Source organism: Aliivibrio fischeri (genome assembly GCF_009727955.1).
Lineage (GTDB): Bacteria > Pseudomonadota > Gammaproteobacteria > Enterobacterales > Vibrionaceae > Aliivibrio > Aliivibrio fischeri_A.
Genome location: NZ_WOBR01000007.1, coordinates 26,910 through 42,083, shown reverse-complemented (window position 1 = coordinate 42,083; position 15,174 = coordinate 26,910). Strand labels below are relative to the sequence as shown.

Here is a 15,174-nt window from a genome sequence, read left to right as displayed (position 1 = left end):
AATAAAAGAGAGAAGAACTGCTAGGTTAAAAAAATGAGCTATGGTCTACACTGTAGTTAAAGCACACATAACCTAAAAATGAGAGTCAATTATGAATGAAGTTTTACTATCTATGTTCGCAGGTTTGATTGTTGGAGTTGTTTTCTCTGCAATTAAGCTACCTATTCCTGCTCCTCCCGTTCTTTCTGGAGTAATGGGAATTGTCGGCGTTTACGCTGGTGCAGTAGGTTATCAGTGGATTGTCGAGCGTTTCTTTTCATAATCTCAGTGTCTTTCTCTGGAAACATTGTTTCTCTAGTGCCTTAAAAGAAGTATTGATAAGATGAAGCAATGTTTCAACGGTGTCTCATGATGAGACGTTAACAAAATCAGTATTTTATTTATTAGAAAATGGAATAAATACTGGCGGCAAAATGGATATTGATTGGGCTTAATATATTGTCCAATTCTTCAAGGAATCAAGTCCGCTCATTTGCTGTTGAACGTACTTAACCTGAACAGCAAAACTATCAAAGAATTCTATCTATCGGAGATAACAATGAGCGATTTAAAAGCAGCTGCACTACGTGCATTAAAGTTGATGGATTTAACAACACTAAACGATAACGATACAGACGAAGCGGTAATTGCACTTTGTAAAAATGCAAAAACAGCAGTAGGTAATACAGCCGCTGTATGTATCTACCCTCGTTTTATCCCTATCGCTAAGAAAACGCTGCGCGAACAAGGCACACCAGAAGTACGCATTGCAACAGTAACTAACTTCCCTCACGGTAATGATGATATCGAGATTGCTGTTGCTGAAACAAAAGCAGCGGTTGCTTATGGTGCAGATGAAGTTGATGTTGTATTCCCATACCGCGCTCTTATTGCTGGTGATGAAACAACTGGTTTTGAACTGGTTAAGCAATGTAAAGAAGCATGTGGAGATGTTCTTCTTAAAGTGATCATCGAAACGGGTGAGCTAAAAGAAGAAGCGCTAATCAAAAAAGCATCTCAAATCTGTATTGAAGCGGGTGCTAACTTTATCAAAACATCGACAGGTAAAGTGCCAGTAAATGCAACGCCTGAATATGCTCGTATGATGCTTGAAGTTATCCGTGATATGGATGTAGCTAAAACAGTTGGTTTTAAACCTGCTGGTGGCGTTCGTACTGCTGAAGATGCACAAGCATACCTAGCAATGGCTGATGATATTCTTGGTGGTGACTGGGCTGATAATATGCACTACCGTTTTGGTGCATCAAGCCTACTGACTAACCTATTAAATACATTAGAAGTAACAGAAGAAACGGCTGATCCATCAGCTTACTAGTTTCTCGTTACTTGATTTATAGCTAAGAAATAAATCGACTTAGGTGAGACATACTCGTCTCACCTACCTCAACCCTACCTATTTTAATTACCCAACCAAGATTGGGGAGGCACTAATGTATCTACCACAAGAGATTATTCGTAAAAAACGTGACAATAAAGAGCTAACAGCAGAAGAAATTAACTTCTTTATTCAAGGCGTTGCAAAAGAAACGGTTTCAGAAGGTCAAATCGCCGCGTTTGCAATGGCTGTATATTTTAATGAAATGACAATGCCTGAACGTATCGCATTAACGTGTGCTATGCGTGATTCTGGCATGGTTATCGATTGGAGCCACATGAACTTTGATGGCCCAATTGTTGATAAACACTCAACAGGTGGTGTTGGTGATGTAACGTCATTAATGCTTGGCCCTATGGTTGCGGCATGTGGTGGTTATGTACCAATGATCTCTGGTCGTGGTTTAGGTCACACTGGCGGTACGCTTGATAAACTAGAATCTATTGCGGGTTACAACATTACACCGAGTAACGATGTATTTGGAAAAGTAACCAAAGAAGCGGGTGTTGCTATTATTGGTCAGACTGGAGACCTAGCACCTGCGGATAAGCGTGTTTATGCGACTCGTGATGTAACTGCAACCGTTGATAATATTTCATTAATTACAGCATCTATTTTATCTAAGAAATTAGCGGCTGGTTTAGATTCTCTTGTTATGGACGTAAAAGTAGGTTCTGGCGCATTTATGCCAACTTACGAAGCATCAGAAGAGTTAGCTAAATCAATCGTAGCGGTAGCAAATGGTGCTGGTACTAAGACGACAGCATTGCTTACTGATATGAACCAAGTACTGGCTTCAACTGCAGGTAACGCATTAGAAGTTCGTGAAGCAATTCGTTTCTTAACGGGTGAATACCGCAACCCTCGTTTATATGAAGTAACAATGGCACTTTGTGCTGAAATGCTAGTGATTGCTAACTTAGCAAAAGATGAGCAAGACGCTCGTGCTAAATTACAAACAGTATTAGATAACGGTAAAGCTGCAGAGTGTTTTGGTAAAATGGTCTTTGGTCTTGGTGGACCAAGCGATATTATCGAAAATTACGATAATCATTTAGAAAGCGCGCAAATCATTAAACCTGTTTTTGCTGATACAACGGGTTTTGTTCATGCAATGGATACACGTGATTTAGGCATGGCTGTTGTAGGAATGGGTGGTGGTCGTCGTGTTGCTAGCGATACGATCGATTATGCAGTAGGGTTAAGTGATATGATTCGTTTAGGTCAAACTGCGGATAATCAACAACCACTTGCAATGATCCATGCTCGTAATGAAGAGCAATGGCAACAAGCAGCAAATGCAGTAAAAGCAGCGATTGTGATTAGCGAAAAACAACCAGAAGCGACTCCAGAAGTTTACCGTAAAATTCGCCCTGAAGATGTGTAAGGAATAAAACATGAAACGTGCAATAATTTTAGTACTCGATTCATTTGGAATTGGTGCAGCAGGCGATGCTGATAAATTCGGTGATGTTGGCTCAGATACGATGGGCCACATTGCAGAGCAGTGTGATAAAGGATTAGCCGATAATGGTAACCGTAAAGGACCACTAACGCTTCCGAATTTATCTAAACTTGGTTTAGCGATGGCAGGTAAAGAATCGACGGGTAAATTTTCTGCTGGTTTAGATGCAAACGCTGAAATTATCGGTGCTTACGGTCATGCTGCAGAGTTATCTTCAGGTAAAGATACACCGTCTGGTCACTGGGAAATTGCCGGTGTTCCTGTTTTATTTGATTGGGGCTACTTTACGGATAAAGAAAACAGCTTTCCGAAAGAACTAACCGATCGCATTTTAGAGCGTGCTAACCTTCCGGGTTATTTAGGGAATTGCCATGCATCGGGCACACAAGTGCTAGATGATTTAGGTGAAGAGCACATGAAAACAGGCATGCCTATTTTCTATACTTCTGCTGACTCTGTATTCCAAATTGCATGTCACGAAGAAACGTTTGGTTTAGACAACCTATTAACGCTTTGCCAAATCGCACGTGAAGAGCTTGAAGATTACAATATTGGTCGAGTGATCGCTCGTCCGTTTATTGGTCCTGGTAAAGGTCAGTTTGAACGTACAGGTAACCGTCGCGATCTTTCTGTTGAGCCACCAGCGGCAACGATTTTACAAAAATTAGTCGATGAGAAGGATGGTCAAGTTCATTCGATTGGTAAGATTTCTGATATCTATGCTGGCTGTGGTATCACAAAGAAAACCAAAGCAACGGGTATCCCTGCATTATTTGATGCAACTAAAGAAGCAATTGAACAAGCGGGTGACAACACTATCGTATTCACTAACTTCGTTGATTTTGACTCAGCATATGGTCACCGTCGTGATGTAGCTGGTTACGCTGCGGCATTAGAATATTTTGATGGACGCCTTCCTGAAATCATGGATATGTTGCAAGAAGATGATATTTTAATTCTGACTGCCGATCATGGTTGTGATCCTACATGGCCAGGTACAGATCATACTCGTGAGCACATTCCTGTTCTTGTGTACGGTCATAAGGTGCCTGCAGGTTCATTAGGTCGTCGCGATACCTTTGCCGATATCGGTCAAACCCTAGCAGAGTATTTTGAAACCTCTGATATGGAATATGGAAAATCTTTCCTATAAAAATAAATAAGCAGTAGAGCCTTCTCTACTGCTTTTTTTCTATTTTAAGTAAACACAAAGGATATAAATTATGGCAACTCCACATATTAATGCTGAAATGGGTGATTTTGCAGACGTAGTGCTTATGCCGGGTGACCCGATCCGAGCTAAATACATCGCTGAGACATTTCTTGATGATGTAGTTCAAGTATGTGATGTTCGTAATATGTACGGTTTCACAGGTACGTATAAAGGTCGTAAGATTTCTGTTATGGGCCACGGTATGGGGATTCCTTCATGCTCAATTTACATGACAGAACTGATTAAAGACTTTGGTGTTAAAAAAGTTATCCGTGTAGGTAGTTGTGGTGCGGTAAACGAAGGGATTAAAGTTCGTGATGTAGTTATCGGCATGGGCGCATGTACAGATTCAAAAGTGAACCGTATTCGCTTTAAAGACCATGACTTTGCGGCTATTGCTGATTATGAAATGGTTCGTAATGCAGAGCTAGCAGCGCAAGCTCGTGGTATCGATGTAAAAGTGGGTAATCTTTTCTCTGCTGAGTTGTTTTACACACCAGATCCAAGCATGTTTGACCTAATGGACAAATACGGCATCGTTGGTGTTGAGATGGAAGCTGCGGGCATGTACGGTGTTGCCGCTGAATACGGTGCAAAAGCATTAGCAATCTGTACAGTATCTGATCACATTAAAACAGGTGAGCAAACCACATCTGATGAGCGTGCAACGACATTTGATGAAATGATGCTAATTGCATTGGATTCAGTATTACTTGGCGACAAATAATACGCATAACGAAAATCGTTAGAAATAAAAAAGGCGATGAGGGTAACTTCATCGCCTTTCTTTTTATGCTTTACCACCAAACAGTGTGGTGATTGGTTTGGATGCGTCTTTTCTTTTTCTTAATAATCCCATAATCAGCATTCCTGAAACTAAACTGATTGCGAGCATACCAAACATTAAACGGTCACTTTTACGATAGTGGTGGTTTGCAAAACCAGTCAAAGTTGATTTCTCAAATGTCAGACGTAAAAATCCAAGCAGATGGTCATCTTTAATGATCGGCTCTATTAACTGCTGACGTCCAATACCATCAATGGATAACGGTGTATTTAATCCAGTAATTTGAGAAGCCGTTAGTGCATTATCACTTTTGCCTAAAATTCTACCTTCAGCATCATATATTGTGGCATCAAAAACTAAACGCTCTTTAGCAAGGTTATTGGTGAGTTGGAATAATGCTTCATGGTTATCTTCTTTAATGCTATCAACAGCAAATAAAGCCGCTTGTCGAGCCATTGTTCGGCTAAGATCTTGTAATTGTTTGTTTTGAATAACTTGGTTACTGTCACTGATGATCGTACTGTTGATCAAAATAAAGTAACTGAACGCCATAAGAGAAAGCAGCATCAATCCTTTAATGACAAAGTTTTGAGAAAGCATTACAACCACCTAATAAGATATGAATGCAGTAATTATACTGAATTTATCGAAAAAAAGCAGTTTATGTCATTTGTCTCTTGCTCTTGCCCACTTCAATCGGTATTTTTTAAACAAGGATGAGTAAGGATACAAATCATGGATAGGATAACCCCGTTTTCAATTAAGAAACATATACCACTATTAAATCGTTTTAGTTCAACCTTAACAACGACACAATTCGACGTTAAAAAAACAGGTTGGATTATTTACGGTCCTCAATTATCACTTCGTCATTTTGATAATATTGATTTTTTTGTCGGTTATAAAACGCAACTAATTAAAACTTGGAAAGTTGGCTATTACGAAGTTGCTGCTATAGCTGGTGCGATTACTGAAGAGCATAAAGTGATTGTTGATGCGCTCGGTTTAGACTACGCAGAGATGAAAGATATTCCTGATTTATCAAAACCTGGGATCATTTTATTTGATATGGATTCAACGGCAATTGAAATCGAATGTATTGATGAAATAGCGAAGTTAGCCGGTGTTGGTGAGCAAGTTGCTGAAGTAACAGAAAGAGCAATGCAAGGGGAATTAGATTTTAAAGAGAGCCTGATTCAACGTGTAGGTACATTAGCGGGTGCTGATGAATCTATTCTTGCCGAAGTGAAATCAAGTTTACCATTTATGCCGGAAATAAAAGAACTGGTTGCAACCATGCATCAATTTGGATGGAAACCCGCTATTGCATCAGGTGGTTTTACTTATTTTTCTGATTACTTAAAACAAGAACTCAACCTTGTACATGCACAATCTAATCAACTAGAGATTGTTGATGGCAAACTTACCGGTAAGGTTCTTGGTGAAATTGTCAGTGCAGAGACGAAGGCACATATTTTAGTTGAGCTTGCTGATAAATATGACATAGAGATCAGCAATACGGTTGCCGTTGGTGATGGTGCTAATGATTTAGTCATGATGGAAGCGGCAGGCCTTGGTATTGCCTATCACGCAAAACCTAAAGTACAAAAGCAAGCACAAACCGCAGTTAGGCACGCAGATTTAGGTGGAGTTGCTTGTATCTTATCTGCTTCGTTATTGTTCAGTAATAAACTGAGCTGGTAGAAGCTTAATCTTCTATAAGTTTAATATAAAGAATGAGCTTTATTATAAAGCTCATTTTTTTGCGTAAAATTCAGCAATAATGATTACGTACAACTCAAATAGTGTGATCTATATCTCAACCTTAACGGAATCTGAATGAAATGCAGGAATCCATTCAGGAAGCCGTTTTATTGTCGTCATTAAATTGACGCTGATTGATTGTATGAATAATATTCGCTTTGTTCACTTCGAACACATATTAATCAATAGCGGAGTTATTATGCTAACTAAATTATTCGTAAAGTCTCAACTTGCTCTTCAATCTTTTAAAAATGATGAGCGCGGCGTAACAGCAATTGAATATGCAATCATTGGTGTTTGTATGGCAACAATTGTTCTTGCTGTATTTAATGGTTCTTTACAAACAGCTCTTGAAGGTGCAATGAAAACTATTAGCGATACAATTACTGCGGCAGGTAATGGTTCTTCAAGTGTTGGTGGTTAATGAAAATTAATATATATATTGTAGGAATCATCCTATTTGTAAATATATATGTGATTTTTCATGATATTAAAAATAGAAAAATATCTAATAACGTTGTTTTAGTAATTATGTTCATTGGATTTTTTTCTATCTTTGTTAAAGGTGATATTAGTTATTTATTATCACCTTTAATAATTCTCTTCGTTGGATTTATCTTATTTAAATTTAACATTATTGCTGCTGGTGATATTAAATATTATGCAGCAATGTCCTTAATGATTGAACAGCAATATTTACTATTGGTGACCTGCATTATTTTATGTCTAGGTGGCCTTCAAGCTTATTGTCAATACAGTATATATAAGCTAACAGGGAACGAACGTTGGATAGAGAGAGGGGTTCCTTATGGTGTCGCTATTTCTATAGGAAGTTTATTCGGTATTCTCGCATCAATATAGGTGAAAAATGAAATCCAAAATAATATTGGTTTTAGCTGTAATTGCTATTTCGATTGGCTTATACGGCATGTCAAAGACATCAACGACAGAGTCACCTATTACAGAGAAAGTACAAGAATTCGATAAACTTCCAGAGCCAACGGTGATGGTCTGGATAGCTAAAAAAGATTTAATGTTTGGTTCGTTAGTACAAAGAACGGATCTTGAAGTGCAGCGGATCAGTCAAACACAAGCGGATCGTTTCGGTATCGTTGATGATGTTAAATTTAATTTCAATAAAAAACTATTGATTAAAAAAGACATTTTACAAGGGGATATTGTTACCTCCGATATGGTGTTAAGCCCAGGGCAAGAAGGGTATCTCAACCTTGTAATAAGAGAAGGTAAAGTGCCTTTTAATCTAGAAGTGAGTAATGATGCCATTCTTGGTGGTGCTATTTCTGTTGGTGATATTGTTGATATTGCTTCTATCTCATCATCAGAGCAAAACTTGTCAAATGATGCTTCTATTTCAAATGTGCAAAGTCTAAAAATGGCACCGTTACTCACGCAGATAATGGTTCTTGACATCATTCAACAAGAAAAGCCAGTTCGATTAAACAGTAAATCAACCAAAACAGTGACCACCTTGGTGCTAGAAGTTTCAAATCGAGAGTTGGCAAAGTTAGTTATTGCTCAACGTATTGCTGAATTAGAGGTTCATAAGTCCATTGGTGCTGAGTTTTCTCACGAACTTCATGCAGATTCAAGTGATGTCATCACGATCCCAGGATTTAAAAAAGTAAAACCGATCAATTCAATCCAAGAGTTTAGAGGCTAAAAAAATGCAATATCGAATTCTTATTATATTAACGGTTTTACTCAGTATTGTTTCTTTGAACGTGAGATCAAAAGAGGTTGAAAATCTGTCTGCAGGTGATGCAAAAAGCATAACCACCACGACAGAAATAGGCTCAGTATTTATCTCAAACCCAAAAGTAGCAGACTATAAAATTATAGATAAATACAAAGTGGTTTTGTTTGGCCGAGAAGTGGGTGATTCAGTTTTTATTGCTTTTGATGTTCAAGGGCGAGAGCTACTAAATAAAAAAATAATTGTAAGCCGAAATTACTCAGGTATTGAGCAGCAGGTTAAGTTGCGATTTCCAACCTCAGATATCGATATTTTTGCCATTGGTACTAATGCGGTAGTGAGTGGCACCGTGTTAAATGAAGAAGATCGTGACCAAATTTATGAAATGGTAGCGACCCTATTATTTGATGATAGCGCCGATAACAACGCCCAAGATGATCGTACTGAACTGACTTACATGGATAAGTTGAATTTTGAAGGTGTGGTGAATCAAATTGAAGTGGCGAGAACTAAGCAAGTAAATGTGAAACTGACCATCGCAGAGGTCTCCCACTCTTTTATGCAGGATTTTGGTATTAAGGTAGGAAGTAATGGTCAAGCTGGGATCTTTGTTGATCAACTTGTTCATTTTAGTGCAAGCGACATTGTTTCTGTAATTACCGCTGTAGGAACAGATTCAGTAGGGCAAGTGTTAGCTGAACCAAATTTATCAGTGATTTCCGGTGAGGATGCCAGCTTTCTTGTTGGGGGGGAATTACCTGTTATTACCGTGATTGATGGAGCAACCAACGTTCAATATAAAGAGTTTGGTGTGAAGTTAGATCTGACAGCTAAGGTTGAGAGAGACGATAAAATTAAATTGGCATTAGCGCCAAGTGTAAGTTCTCTTGATACGCAATACGCTAATGATAATTACAACTTACCATCATTAAAAACACGCAGTGCTAGAACGACAGTAGAGTTAGGGGATGGGCAAAGTTTTGTGTTAGGTGGCTTATTGAATAGCGAAGAGAAAGAATCATTAACTCGGATTCCTTTTGTTGGTGATATCCCTATTTTAGGGGCCTTGTTTCGTCATACAGGTACGGAGCGAAATAAAACCGAGTTGATTATTGTTGCAACGGTAAACCTTGTTCAACCGGTTAAAGCAAATCAAATCCAGCTTCCAACCATGCAGAAAACCAGTACGTTAAGACGTTTCCTCGGTATGGGAAGTGACTATGAAAGAGCAGAAGACCAATGGTCAAGTGAAGTTCTGAATGCGGGTGGATTTAGAAAATGAAAAAACTATATGTAATGGTTGTGCTTTTATTTTTATCGGGTTGTGCTGACCATATTAATGAAAAACAGGGGACTCATATTAATGTTATTCCTGTGACATATTCTTTCTCAATTAATAGTCAGAGTGATGACATTATAAAAAATAAGCTTGATACTTTTATTCATCATCATGGACTTGAAAATAAAAAAGGCCACTGGGAAATATCAATATATAAAGACGATATAAAAGAACAAGAAATTAAATATCAACAATTGTTAGGTGAATTTGGTTATACCCTTAATCAAATAAAAACGGTTGAACTGAAAGAAAAACCTTACTTTATTGTTACGGTTTCATTTATTACTCAACAAATTGAATATCAAATTTGTGGTTATGAGCAAATTGATTATTACGGCTCTAATAATATCGGTTGTTATACCGAAAGTAATCGCTGGCATTCGATGGTTAATCCTGAAAATGCAATGTAGCTATTTCGCAAAGAGTTAGCGTAATTAACATCATATTATTGGAGCTATTATGTTTGATTTGGCAGAGCGTTTAAGTACAAACAAAAGTAATGAAAGTAAGTTTAGTCATAAATTAAAAACAATGCTGTTTTACCAGACAGAAGAATGCCGTTCATTGGTTAATGAATCTTTTCGATTTGATGGTAAAGATGAACCCAAATGCGTTAAAAACCGCGATGAAGAGTTTCGTCAGATTGATTTATTAAATCCACCAGAAGTGGTGATTATTGAATTAAATGCCAGTCAAGATGTGGTTCAAGATGCACAGCGATTAGCTCATTTATTACCAAGCCAAGTATCCGTAGTTATTGTTGGCTCTGAAGACGCAATTTCAACGATTCGTTTACTTAAAGAGATGGGTTTTTATTATCTGTTTTGGCCTGTAAGCAAACAAGAATGTTCAGATTTTATGAAGCATGTACTTGATAATCATGAGCAGCATCGTGGTTTGATGGCTAATCGAAAATCTAAGCGAGTCGCTATGGTTGGTGTTAAAGGTGGCGTTGGTACTTCTCTTATTTGTAGTGAAGTATCTCGAATGCTTTCATTTGATAAAGGCGTTTCAACTCTCCTTGTTGATCATAATTATCACGGTGGAAATCTCGATATTTTTATGGGGTTAAAGCAGCACCAAAAAAGAATCGTTCAAAAAGGAACATTAATTTCAAATATCGATGGTACTTATGCTCTTGGTTTAATTCGCAAAATAACGCCAATGTTATCTATGTTAGCCATCGATTCTGATGAATTGAACGCTCAAGAATTGAAAGAATATACGCTAGCAGTACAAGAGCAGGCGCTTAAAAACTCAAGTGTGATGATTGAAGATCAGGCTCATTTAATTCGTAATGAAGATGACATTATTAAGCTTTTACAGCAGGTTGATGTCTTGGTGTTTGTTTTTGATGCGACGGTTTCTTCATTGCGTGATTACAACCGATTAAATCAGTTAGTAAAAAAGAATAATCTAGATAACCAGACTCGTATTATTTCAGTATTGAATTCATCACGTCCTAGCAATAGCGGTTCGGTTTCTGCTGAAGAAATTGAAAAATACAGCGGGCAAAGAGCAACCATCAGTATTCCATATGATGATAAAGCACCTCAATACGTACTTGAAGGGTTACAAATCGTAAAAACTAAATCAGCTATGGCACTGCCTCTTATGAATTTAGTTGCTTTGATTTTAGGTGAAGAACCAAAGCAAGAAAGCCGTTCATTTTTGAGTTTCTTTAAAAAGAAAGGGTAGTAAAAAATGAACAATAATAAAGCGTTATATATTCAATTAAGAACTCAAATATTTAATGCATTAGAACCTGAAGCGTTAAATAAACTGACTAAACAAGAGTTGACTCAACAACTATCGAATGCGGTAGATTTACTTATTGATAGAGAGCAATTACCCGTCTCTCTTATTATGAAAAATGAGTACGTAGAAAGTTTAGTCAATGAACTTGTTGGTTTGGGGCCACTGCAGAATTTAATGGATGATGAAACCATTACAGACATCATGATCAATGGCCACGAAAATGTATTTATTGAGCGAGATGGTTTAGTCGAGAAAGTCAGTGTTAATTTTATTGATGAACAACAACTGATTGATATTGCAAAACGCATTGCGAGTCGTGTTGGCCGTCGAGTAGATGAATCAAGTCCAACTTGTGATGCACGTTTAGAAGACGGGAGTCGTGTCAATATCGTGATCCCACCAATTGCTATTGATGGAACTTCAATTTCTATTCGTAAGTTTAAAAAGCAGAGTATTGGCTTTTCTGACTTAGTTGAATTTGGTGCCATGAGCAAAGAAATGGCGCAAATACTGATGGTTGCTTCACGTTGTCGTTTGAATATTTTAATTTCAGGCGGTACTGGCTCAGGTAAGACAACCATGCTAAATGCATTATCTCAGTTCATTTCTGAAGGCGAACGCATTGTCACAATCGAAGATGCGGCAGAATTAAAACTACAGCAGCCTCACGTTGTTCGTTTAGAAACCAGAACATCAGGTATTGAAGGGACCGGTGTTGTCTCTCAGCGTGATTTGGTTATTAACTCACTACGTATGCGCCCTGATCGAATCATCGTAGGTGAGTGTCGTGGTGGAGAGGCGTTTGAAATGCTTCAAGCAATGAATACGGGCCATGATGGTTCAATGTCTACATTGCATGCCAATTCACCAAGAGATGCGTTATCACGAGTTGAGGCCATGGTGATGATGGCAACGAATAACTTGCCATTAGAAGCTGTGAGAAGAACCATCGTTAGTGCGGTTGATATTGTTATTCAAATCAGTCGTTTGCACGATGGAACTCGAAAAGTGATGAGCATTTCTGAAGTCGTGGGACTGGAAGGAAGTAACGTTGTTCTTGAAGAAATATTCGCTTTTAAACCAAATAAAGAACAAAACGAAGATGGCAAAGTAAAAGGTAACTATTTTACTTCTGGTTTAATGCAGCGCTCAGTGTTGATGGAAAAAGCACGATTCTTTGGGATGGAAGACAAAATACAATCAGCATTTAGAACCCCTTATACAGAGGTATAACAATGTCTTGGATTGCAATCGGTATAGGCTTAATTCTATTGGGACTTGCTCTTGGTGATAAGCCGGTAAAAAAGAGTCAATATTTAGAAAAATCAAATGTGACTCAGTTTGTTGATGACCTAAATAGCACTGAACAAGCTATTAATTTAGCGTCCTTAACAGAGCGAACATTTCGACAAAAAATGGAGTTTATTTGGAGAAATATCGCGAGACAATTAGGTAATGGCGCTGCGTTAAAACTGGTTTTTTCAGTATGTGTATTTGCCTTAATTGGTCTGTTGATTAACCGAACTATGATTCATGCTTCACCTTATATTGTGGTCTTTATTGCTATCGTAGTGGGAGTGATTTGGGGATACGTTTGGCTTCAAGAACGAGAGAAAAAACAATTTAATGAGCGTTTTCCTGATGCTTTAAATATGTTATCGAGTGCGGTATCTGCGGGTGAAAGCATTACCCATGCAATTGCTTTTGTTGGCAAGAAACTCGAAGGCGATGTTGGTAAAGAATTTAAAATAATGGGAGAGCGTTTGCAGCTTGGTGAGAGTCCGGATGAAGTATTTAAAAAATCGTGTATTCGTTTCCCTTATCCTGCTTTTCGTTTTTTTGTAATTACATTACGCGCAAACATGAATCGAGGCGGGCAATTAAGAGATGTAATTTCGCGCTTGAATCGTTTGATGTTTGATGCACGAGCAGTAGAGAGAAAGAAATACGCTCTAACATCAGAAGCGAGAATTTCAGCCAAAATAGTTTGTGCGATGCCTTTTTTCTTTTTGTTTATTTTGCAGTTCCTCAGCCCTGAAAACTATGAATTTGTCATGTTTCATGCTGAAGGTAGACCCATTTTATATTATGTACTCATTAGTGAAGCCATAGGGATGCTTATTATTTGGGGCTTATTAAAAGGAACCAAGTAATGTCAGATTGGTATTTATTTATATCTATTACGCTTATTTCATTTGGCTTGATGCTTATTGTTTATTTAGGCATTACAAGTTTTCTAAGAGAGAAGCAGTTACAAGTATTAAGTGGTAGTAAGCAAAAAACAAAAGAGAACGAGTTAGGTGGGTGGCTAAAGAGTAAAGCCTCTGAACTTAATCCTAATGAAGAAGAAATTAAACAAAAGTTACGTCAAGCTGGTTGGACTAATACTCAATATGTACACCTATTTATGCCAATTAAATACAGCGTATTACTGATTGGTGAAGTGACCTTGGGGATTGCCTACTACCAATCATTTCTATCAAGTACTGCTTGGATTATAGCAGCATCATTATGGATGGTTTTTGTGATCCTTGCTCCCGATATGTATTTACAAGCAAAGATAAAAGCAAGGATCCATCGAGTTTCCACTCAAATGCCTTACCTGTTGGATTTAATGGCGGTATGTGTTCAAACAGGTATGACAGTTGAAGCTTCTCTTAGTTATTTAGCTAAAGAGATGAAAGGCTTTAATAAGGATTTAACGCAAGTATTAACCAAAATGAATGAACGCTCTCGCATGGTTGGTTTAGAGAAATCATTAGAAGAAATGTATATCGAAATTCCTTCTAATGAAATGCGTAGTTTTGTGATGACATTGACACAAAGCATGCATTACGGTTCATCCATTTATAGCGTTTTAACCACATTGGCATCAGATATTAGAGAGGTGCAGATGTTGGAACTAGAAGAGCGGATAGGGAAGTTAGCAGCAAAGATGTCAGTTCCACTGATCGTATTCATTATGATCCCTATTGTTATTTTAATTGCAGCACCAGGTGTGATGAGGTTGATGTTAAATGCTTAAAAAACTACTCCTAGTTTCTACTGTTCTTTTATTGTCGGCATGCAGTTCTCGTCAATACAGTGAAAGTTCACTAACTCAGTCAAAAATTGATATTTACGAGCAAACACAAAACTACGTCGCTTTATCTGATTTATATAAAGCGGAGTTGAAAAAAGAAGATACTGAAGAAATACGTGAAGCTCTTGCAGCTGCATTATTGCATTTAGAAGATCCTGAAAGTGCGTTGTTCTACTTAAAACCAAACATTGAAAATGGAGCAAGCTTTCAAAGCTATTACCTTCAAGCTTCTGCTTTAGGAGACTTAGGAAAATATCCTCAAGCGATAAAAGCAGCCTTACTTTCATTGGAAGAAAACCCTGATAATCCTGAAACGGAAAACTTATTAGGGATTTTATATGGCCATGAATATCAATATGAAAAGTCACGTAGATACTTTCAAAAAGCACAGTTGCATTTTTATGATAGCAATACGATAGCCAATAATTTAGCGGTTTTGGATATTGCCGAAGGCAATTACAAACAAGCCGCACAACGATTATTGCCAGTTTATCGTAGCGGACAAGCCAATGAACAAGTGATGGCCAATTTAATACTAAGCATGGCTAAAGAACAGAACCTTGAATTCATTCATGCAGTGTTAGGTGATACACACACAAAAAAAGAAATTGAACGTATTTATCAATCATTACAACGATTTAATTCTTTAGATATTGATACAAAGAAAAGCGTTTAGG

The 15,174-nt window shown here is 37.7% G+C and carries 17 protein-coding genes; 16 read left to right on the top strand and 1 reads right to left on the bottom strand.

Features of this window, described 5'->3' with window-relative positions; genetic code table 11:
• Positions 1-91: 91 nt before the first annotated feature.
• The 5 genes from GNP81_RS10870 to deoD all read left to right on the top strand — a co-directional run bounded on the left by GNP81_RS10870 (position 92) and on the right by deoD (position 4,780).
• Positions 92-262 (top strand): XapX domain-containing protein, encoded by a 171-nt coding sequence (locus GNP81_RS10870; RefSeq protein WP_005417708.1) that lies wholly within the window; start codon positions 92-94, stop codon positions 260-262.
• Positions 263-538: 276 nt separating this feature from the next.
• A complete protein-coding gene (deoC, locus tag GNP81_RS10865) occupies positions 539-1,315 on the top strand; it encodes a deoxyribose-phosphate aldolase (RefSeq protein WP_005417709.1) in 777 nt (258 codons plus the stop codon).
• A 115-nt stretch (positions 1,316-1,430) separates the two neighbouring features.
• Positions 1,431-2,762 (top strand): thymidine phosphorylase, encoded by a 1,332-nt coding sequence (gene deoA / locus GNP81_RS10860; RefSeq protein ID WP_005417710.1) that lies wholly within the window; start codon positions 1,431-1,433, stop codon positions 2,760-2,762.
• A gap of 10 nt (positions 2,763-2,772) precedes the next feature.
• Positions 2,773-3,993, top strand: coding sequence for a phosphopentomutase (locus tag GNP81_RS10855; protein WP_155657747.1), 1,221 nt, complete (start codon positions 2,773-2,775; stop codon positions 3,991-3,993).
• A gap of 70 nt (positions 3,994-4,063) precedes the next feature.
• Complete coding sequence (deoD, locus tag GNP81_RS10850) at positions 4,064-4,780, top strand: purine-nucleoside phosphorylase (protein ID WP_005417712.1); 717 nt, start codon at positions 4,064-4,066, stop codon at positions 4,778-4,780.
• Between the two features lie 63 nt (positions 4,781-4,843).
• Here deoD and GNP81_RS10845 read toward each other — a convergent pair whose 3' ends face one another.
• Positions 4,844-5,440, bottom strand: coding sequence for a YtjB family periplasmic protein (locus tag GNP81_RS10845; RefSeq protein WP_155657748.1), 597 nt, complete (start codon positions 5,438-5,440; stop codon positions 4,844-4,846).
• 135 nt (positions 5,441-5,575) lie between these two features.
• Between GNP81_RS10845 and serB the strand changes: the two genes are divergently transcribed.
• The 11 genes from serB to GNP81_RS10790 all read left to right on the top strand — a co-directional run bounded on the left by serB (position 5,576) and on the right by GNP81_RS10790 (position 15,173).
• Positions 5,576-6,544 (top strand): phosphoserine phosphatase, encoded by a 969-nt coding sequence (gene serB / locus GNP81_RS10840; RefSeq protein ID WP_155657749.1) that lies wholly within the window; start codon positions 5,576-5,578, stop codon positions 6,542-6,544.
• A 259-nt stretch (positions 6,545-6,803) separates the two neighbouring features.
• Positions 6,804-7,028 carry a Flp family type IVb pilin gene (locus GNP81_RS10835; RefSeq protein ID WP_155674742.1) on the top strand — a complete coding sequence of 75 codons (225 nt, stop codon included), beginning with the start codon at positions 6,804-6,806 and terminating at the stop codon, positions 7,026-7,028.
• Entirely contained in the window at positions 7,028-7,465 is a 438-nt protein-coding gene (locus GNP81_RS10830) for an A24 family peptidase (protein ID WP_155674740.1), read from the top strand. The genes GNP81_RS10835 and GNP81_RS10830 overlap by 1 nt, the downstream gene beginning before the upstream one ends.
• 7 nt (positions 7,466-7,472) lie before the next feature.
• Complete coding sequence (gene cpaB / locus GNP81_RS10825) at positions 7,473-8,285, top strand: Flp pilus assembly protein CpaB (protein ID WP_155674738.1); 813 nt, start codon at positions 7,473-7,475, stop codon at positions 8,283-8,285.
• Positions 8,286-8,289: 4 nt separating this feature from the next.
• Positions 8,290-9,600, top strand: a complete 1,311-nt coding sequence (locus tag GNP81_RS10820) for a type II and III secretion system protein family protein (protein ID WP_155674737.1) — start codon at positions 8,290-8,292, stop codon at positions 9,598-9,600.
• Positions 9,597-10,067 carry a hypothetical protein gene (locus tag GNP81_RS10815; RefSeq protein ID WP_155671985.1) on the top strand — a complete coding sequence of 157 codons (471 nt, stop codon included), beginning with the start codon at positions 9,597-9,599 and terminating at the stop codon, positions 10,065-10,067. The genes GNP81_RS10820 and GNP81_RS10815 overlap by 4 nt, the downstream gene beginning before the upstream one ends.
• Positions 10,068-10,116: 49 nt before the next feature.
• A complete protein-coding gene (locus GNP81_RS10810) occupies positions 10,117-11,355 on the top strand; it encodes a CpaE/TadZ family protein (RefSeq protein ID WP_155674735.1) in 1,239 nt (412 codons plus the stop codon).
• 6 nt (positions 11,356-11,361) lie between these two features.
• Positions 11,362-12,648 (top strand): TadA family conjugal transfer-associated ATPase, encoded by a 1,287-nt coding sequence (locus tag GNP81_RS10805; RefSeq protein ID WP_155671981.1) that lies wholly within the window; start codon positions 11,362-11,364, stop codon positions 12,646-12,648.
• Between the two features lie 2 nt (positions 12,649-12,650).
• Positions 12,651-13,568 carry a type II secretion system F family protein gene (locus GNP81_RS10800; RefSeq protein ID WP_155674733.1) on the top strand — a complete coding sequence of 306 codons (918 nt, stop codon included), beginning with the start codon at positions 12,651-12,653 and terminating at the stop codon, positions 13,566-13,568.
• Positions 13,568-14,440 (top strand): type II secretion system F family protein, encoded by an 873-nt coding sequence (locus GNP81_RS10795; RefSeq protein ID WP_155674731.1) that lies wholly within the window; start codon positions 13,568-13,570, stop codon positions 14,438-14,440. The genes GNP81_RS10800 and GNP81_RS10795 overlap by 1 nt, the downstream gene beginning before the upstream one ends.
• Complete coding sequence (locus tag GNP81_RS10790; protein WP_155671976.1) at positions 14,433-15,173, top strand: tetratricopeptide repeat protein; 741 nt, start codon at positions 14,433-14,435, stop codon at positions 15,171-15,173. Before GNP81_RS10795 ends, GNP81_RS10790 begins: the two co-directional genes overlap by 8 nt.
• Position 15,174: the final 1 nt, after the last annotated feature.

Excerpts from the sequence above, each read along its gene's own strand:
- GNP81_RS10870 (WP_005417708.1), top strand. The coding sequence starts at position 92 with ATGAATGAAGTTTTACTATCTATGTTCGCAGGTTTGATTGTTGGAGTT.
- deoC (WP_005417709.1), top strand. The coding sequence starts at position 539 with ATGAGCGATTTAAAAGCAGCTGCACTACGTGCATTAAAGTTGATGGAT.
- deoA (WP_005417710.1), top strand. The coding sequence starts at position 1,431 with ATGTATCTACCACAAGAGATTATTCGTAAAAAACGTGACAATAAAGAG.
- GNP81_RS10855 (WP_155657747.1), top strand. The coding sequence starts at position 2,773 with ATGAAACGTGCAATAATTTTAGTACTCGATTCATTTGGAATTGGTGCA.
- deoD (WP_005417712.1), top strand. The coding sequence starts at position 4,064 with ATGGCAACTCCACATATTAATGCTGAAATGGGTGATTTTGCAGACGTA.
- GNP81_RS10845 (WP_155657748.1), bottom strand. The coding sequence starts at position 5,440 with ATGCTTTCTCAAAACTTTGTCATTAAAGGATTGATGCTGCTTTCTCTT.
- serB (WP_155657749.1), top strand. The coding sequence starts at position 5,576 with ATGGATAGGATAACCCCGTTTTCAATTAAGAAACATATACCACTATTA.
- GNP81_RS10835 (WP_155674742.1), top strand. The coding sequence starts at position 6,804 with ATGCTAACTAAATTATTCGTAAAGTCTCAACTTGCTCTTCAATCTTTT.
- GNP81_RS10830 (WP_155674740.1), top strand. The coding sequence starts at position 7,028 with ATGAAAATTAATATATATATTGTAGGAATCATCCTATTTGTAAATATA.
- cpaB (WP_155674738.1), top strand. The coding sequence starts at position 7,473 with ATGAAATCCAAAATAATATTGGTTTTAGCTGTAATTGCTATTTCGATT.
- GNP81_RS10820 (WP_155674737.1), top strand. The coding sequence starts at position 8,290 with ATGCAATATCGAATTCTTATTATATTAACGGTTTTACTCAGTATTGTT.
- GNP81_RS10815 (WP_155671985.1), top strand. The coding sequence starts at position 9,597 with ATGAAAAAACTATATGTAATGGTTGTGCTTTTATTTTTATCGGGTTGT.
- GNP81_RS10810 (WP_155674735.1), top strand. The coding sequence starts at position 10,117 with ATGTTTGATTTGGCAGAGCGTTTAAGTACAAACAAAAGTAATGAAAGT.
- GNP81_RS10805 (WP_155671981.1), top strand. The coding sequence starts at position 11,362 with ATGAACAATAATAAAGCGTTATATATTCAATTAAGAACTCAAATATTT.
- GNP81_RS10800 (WP_155674733.1), top strand. The coding sequence starts at position 12,651 with ATGTCTTGGATTGCAATCGGTATAGGCTTAATTCTATTGGGACTTGCT.
- GNP81_RS10795 (WP_155674731.1), top strand. The coding sequence starts at position 13,568 with ATGTCAGATTGGTATTTATTTATATCTATTACGCTTATTTCATTTGGC.
- GNP81_RS10790 (WP_155671976.1), top strand. The coding sequence starts at position 14,433 with ATGCTTAAAAAACTACTCCTAGTTTCTACTGTTCTTTTATTGTCGGCA.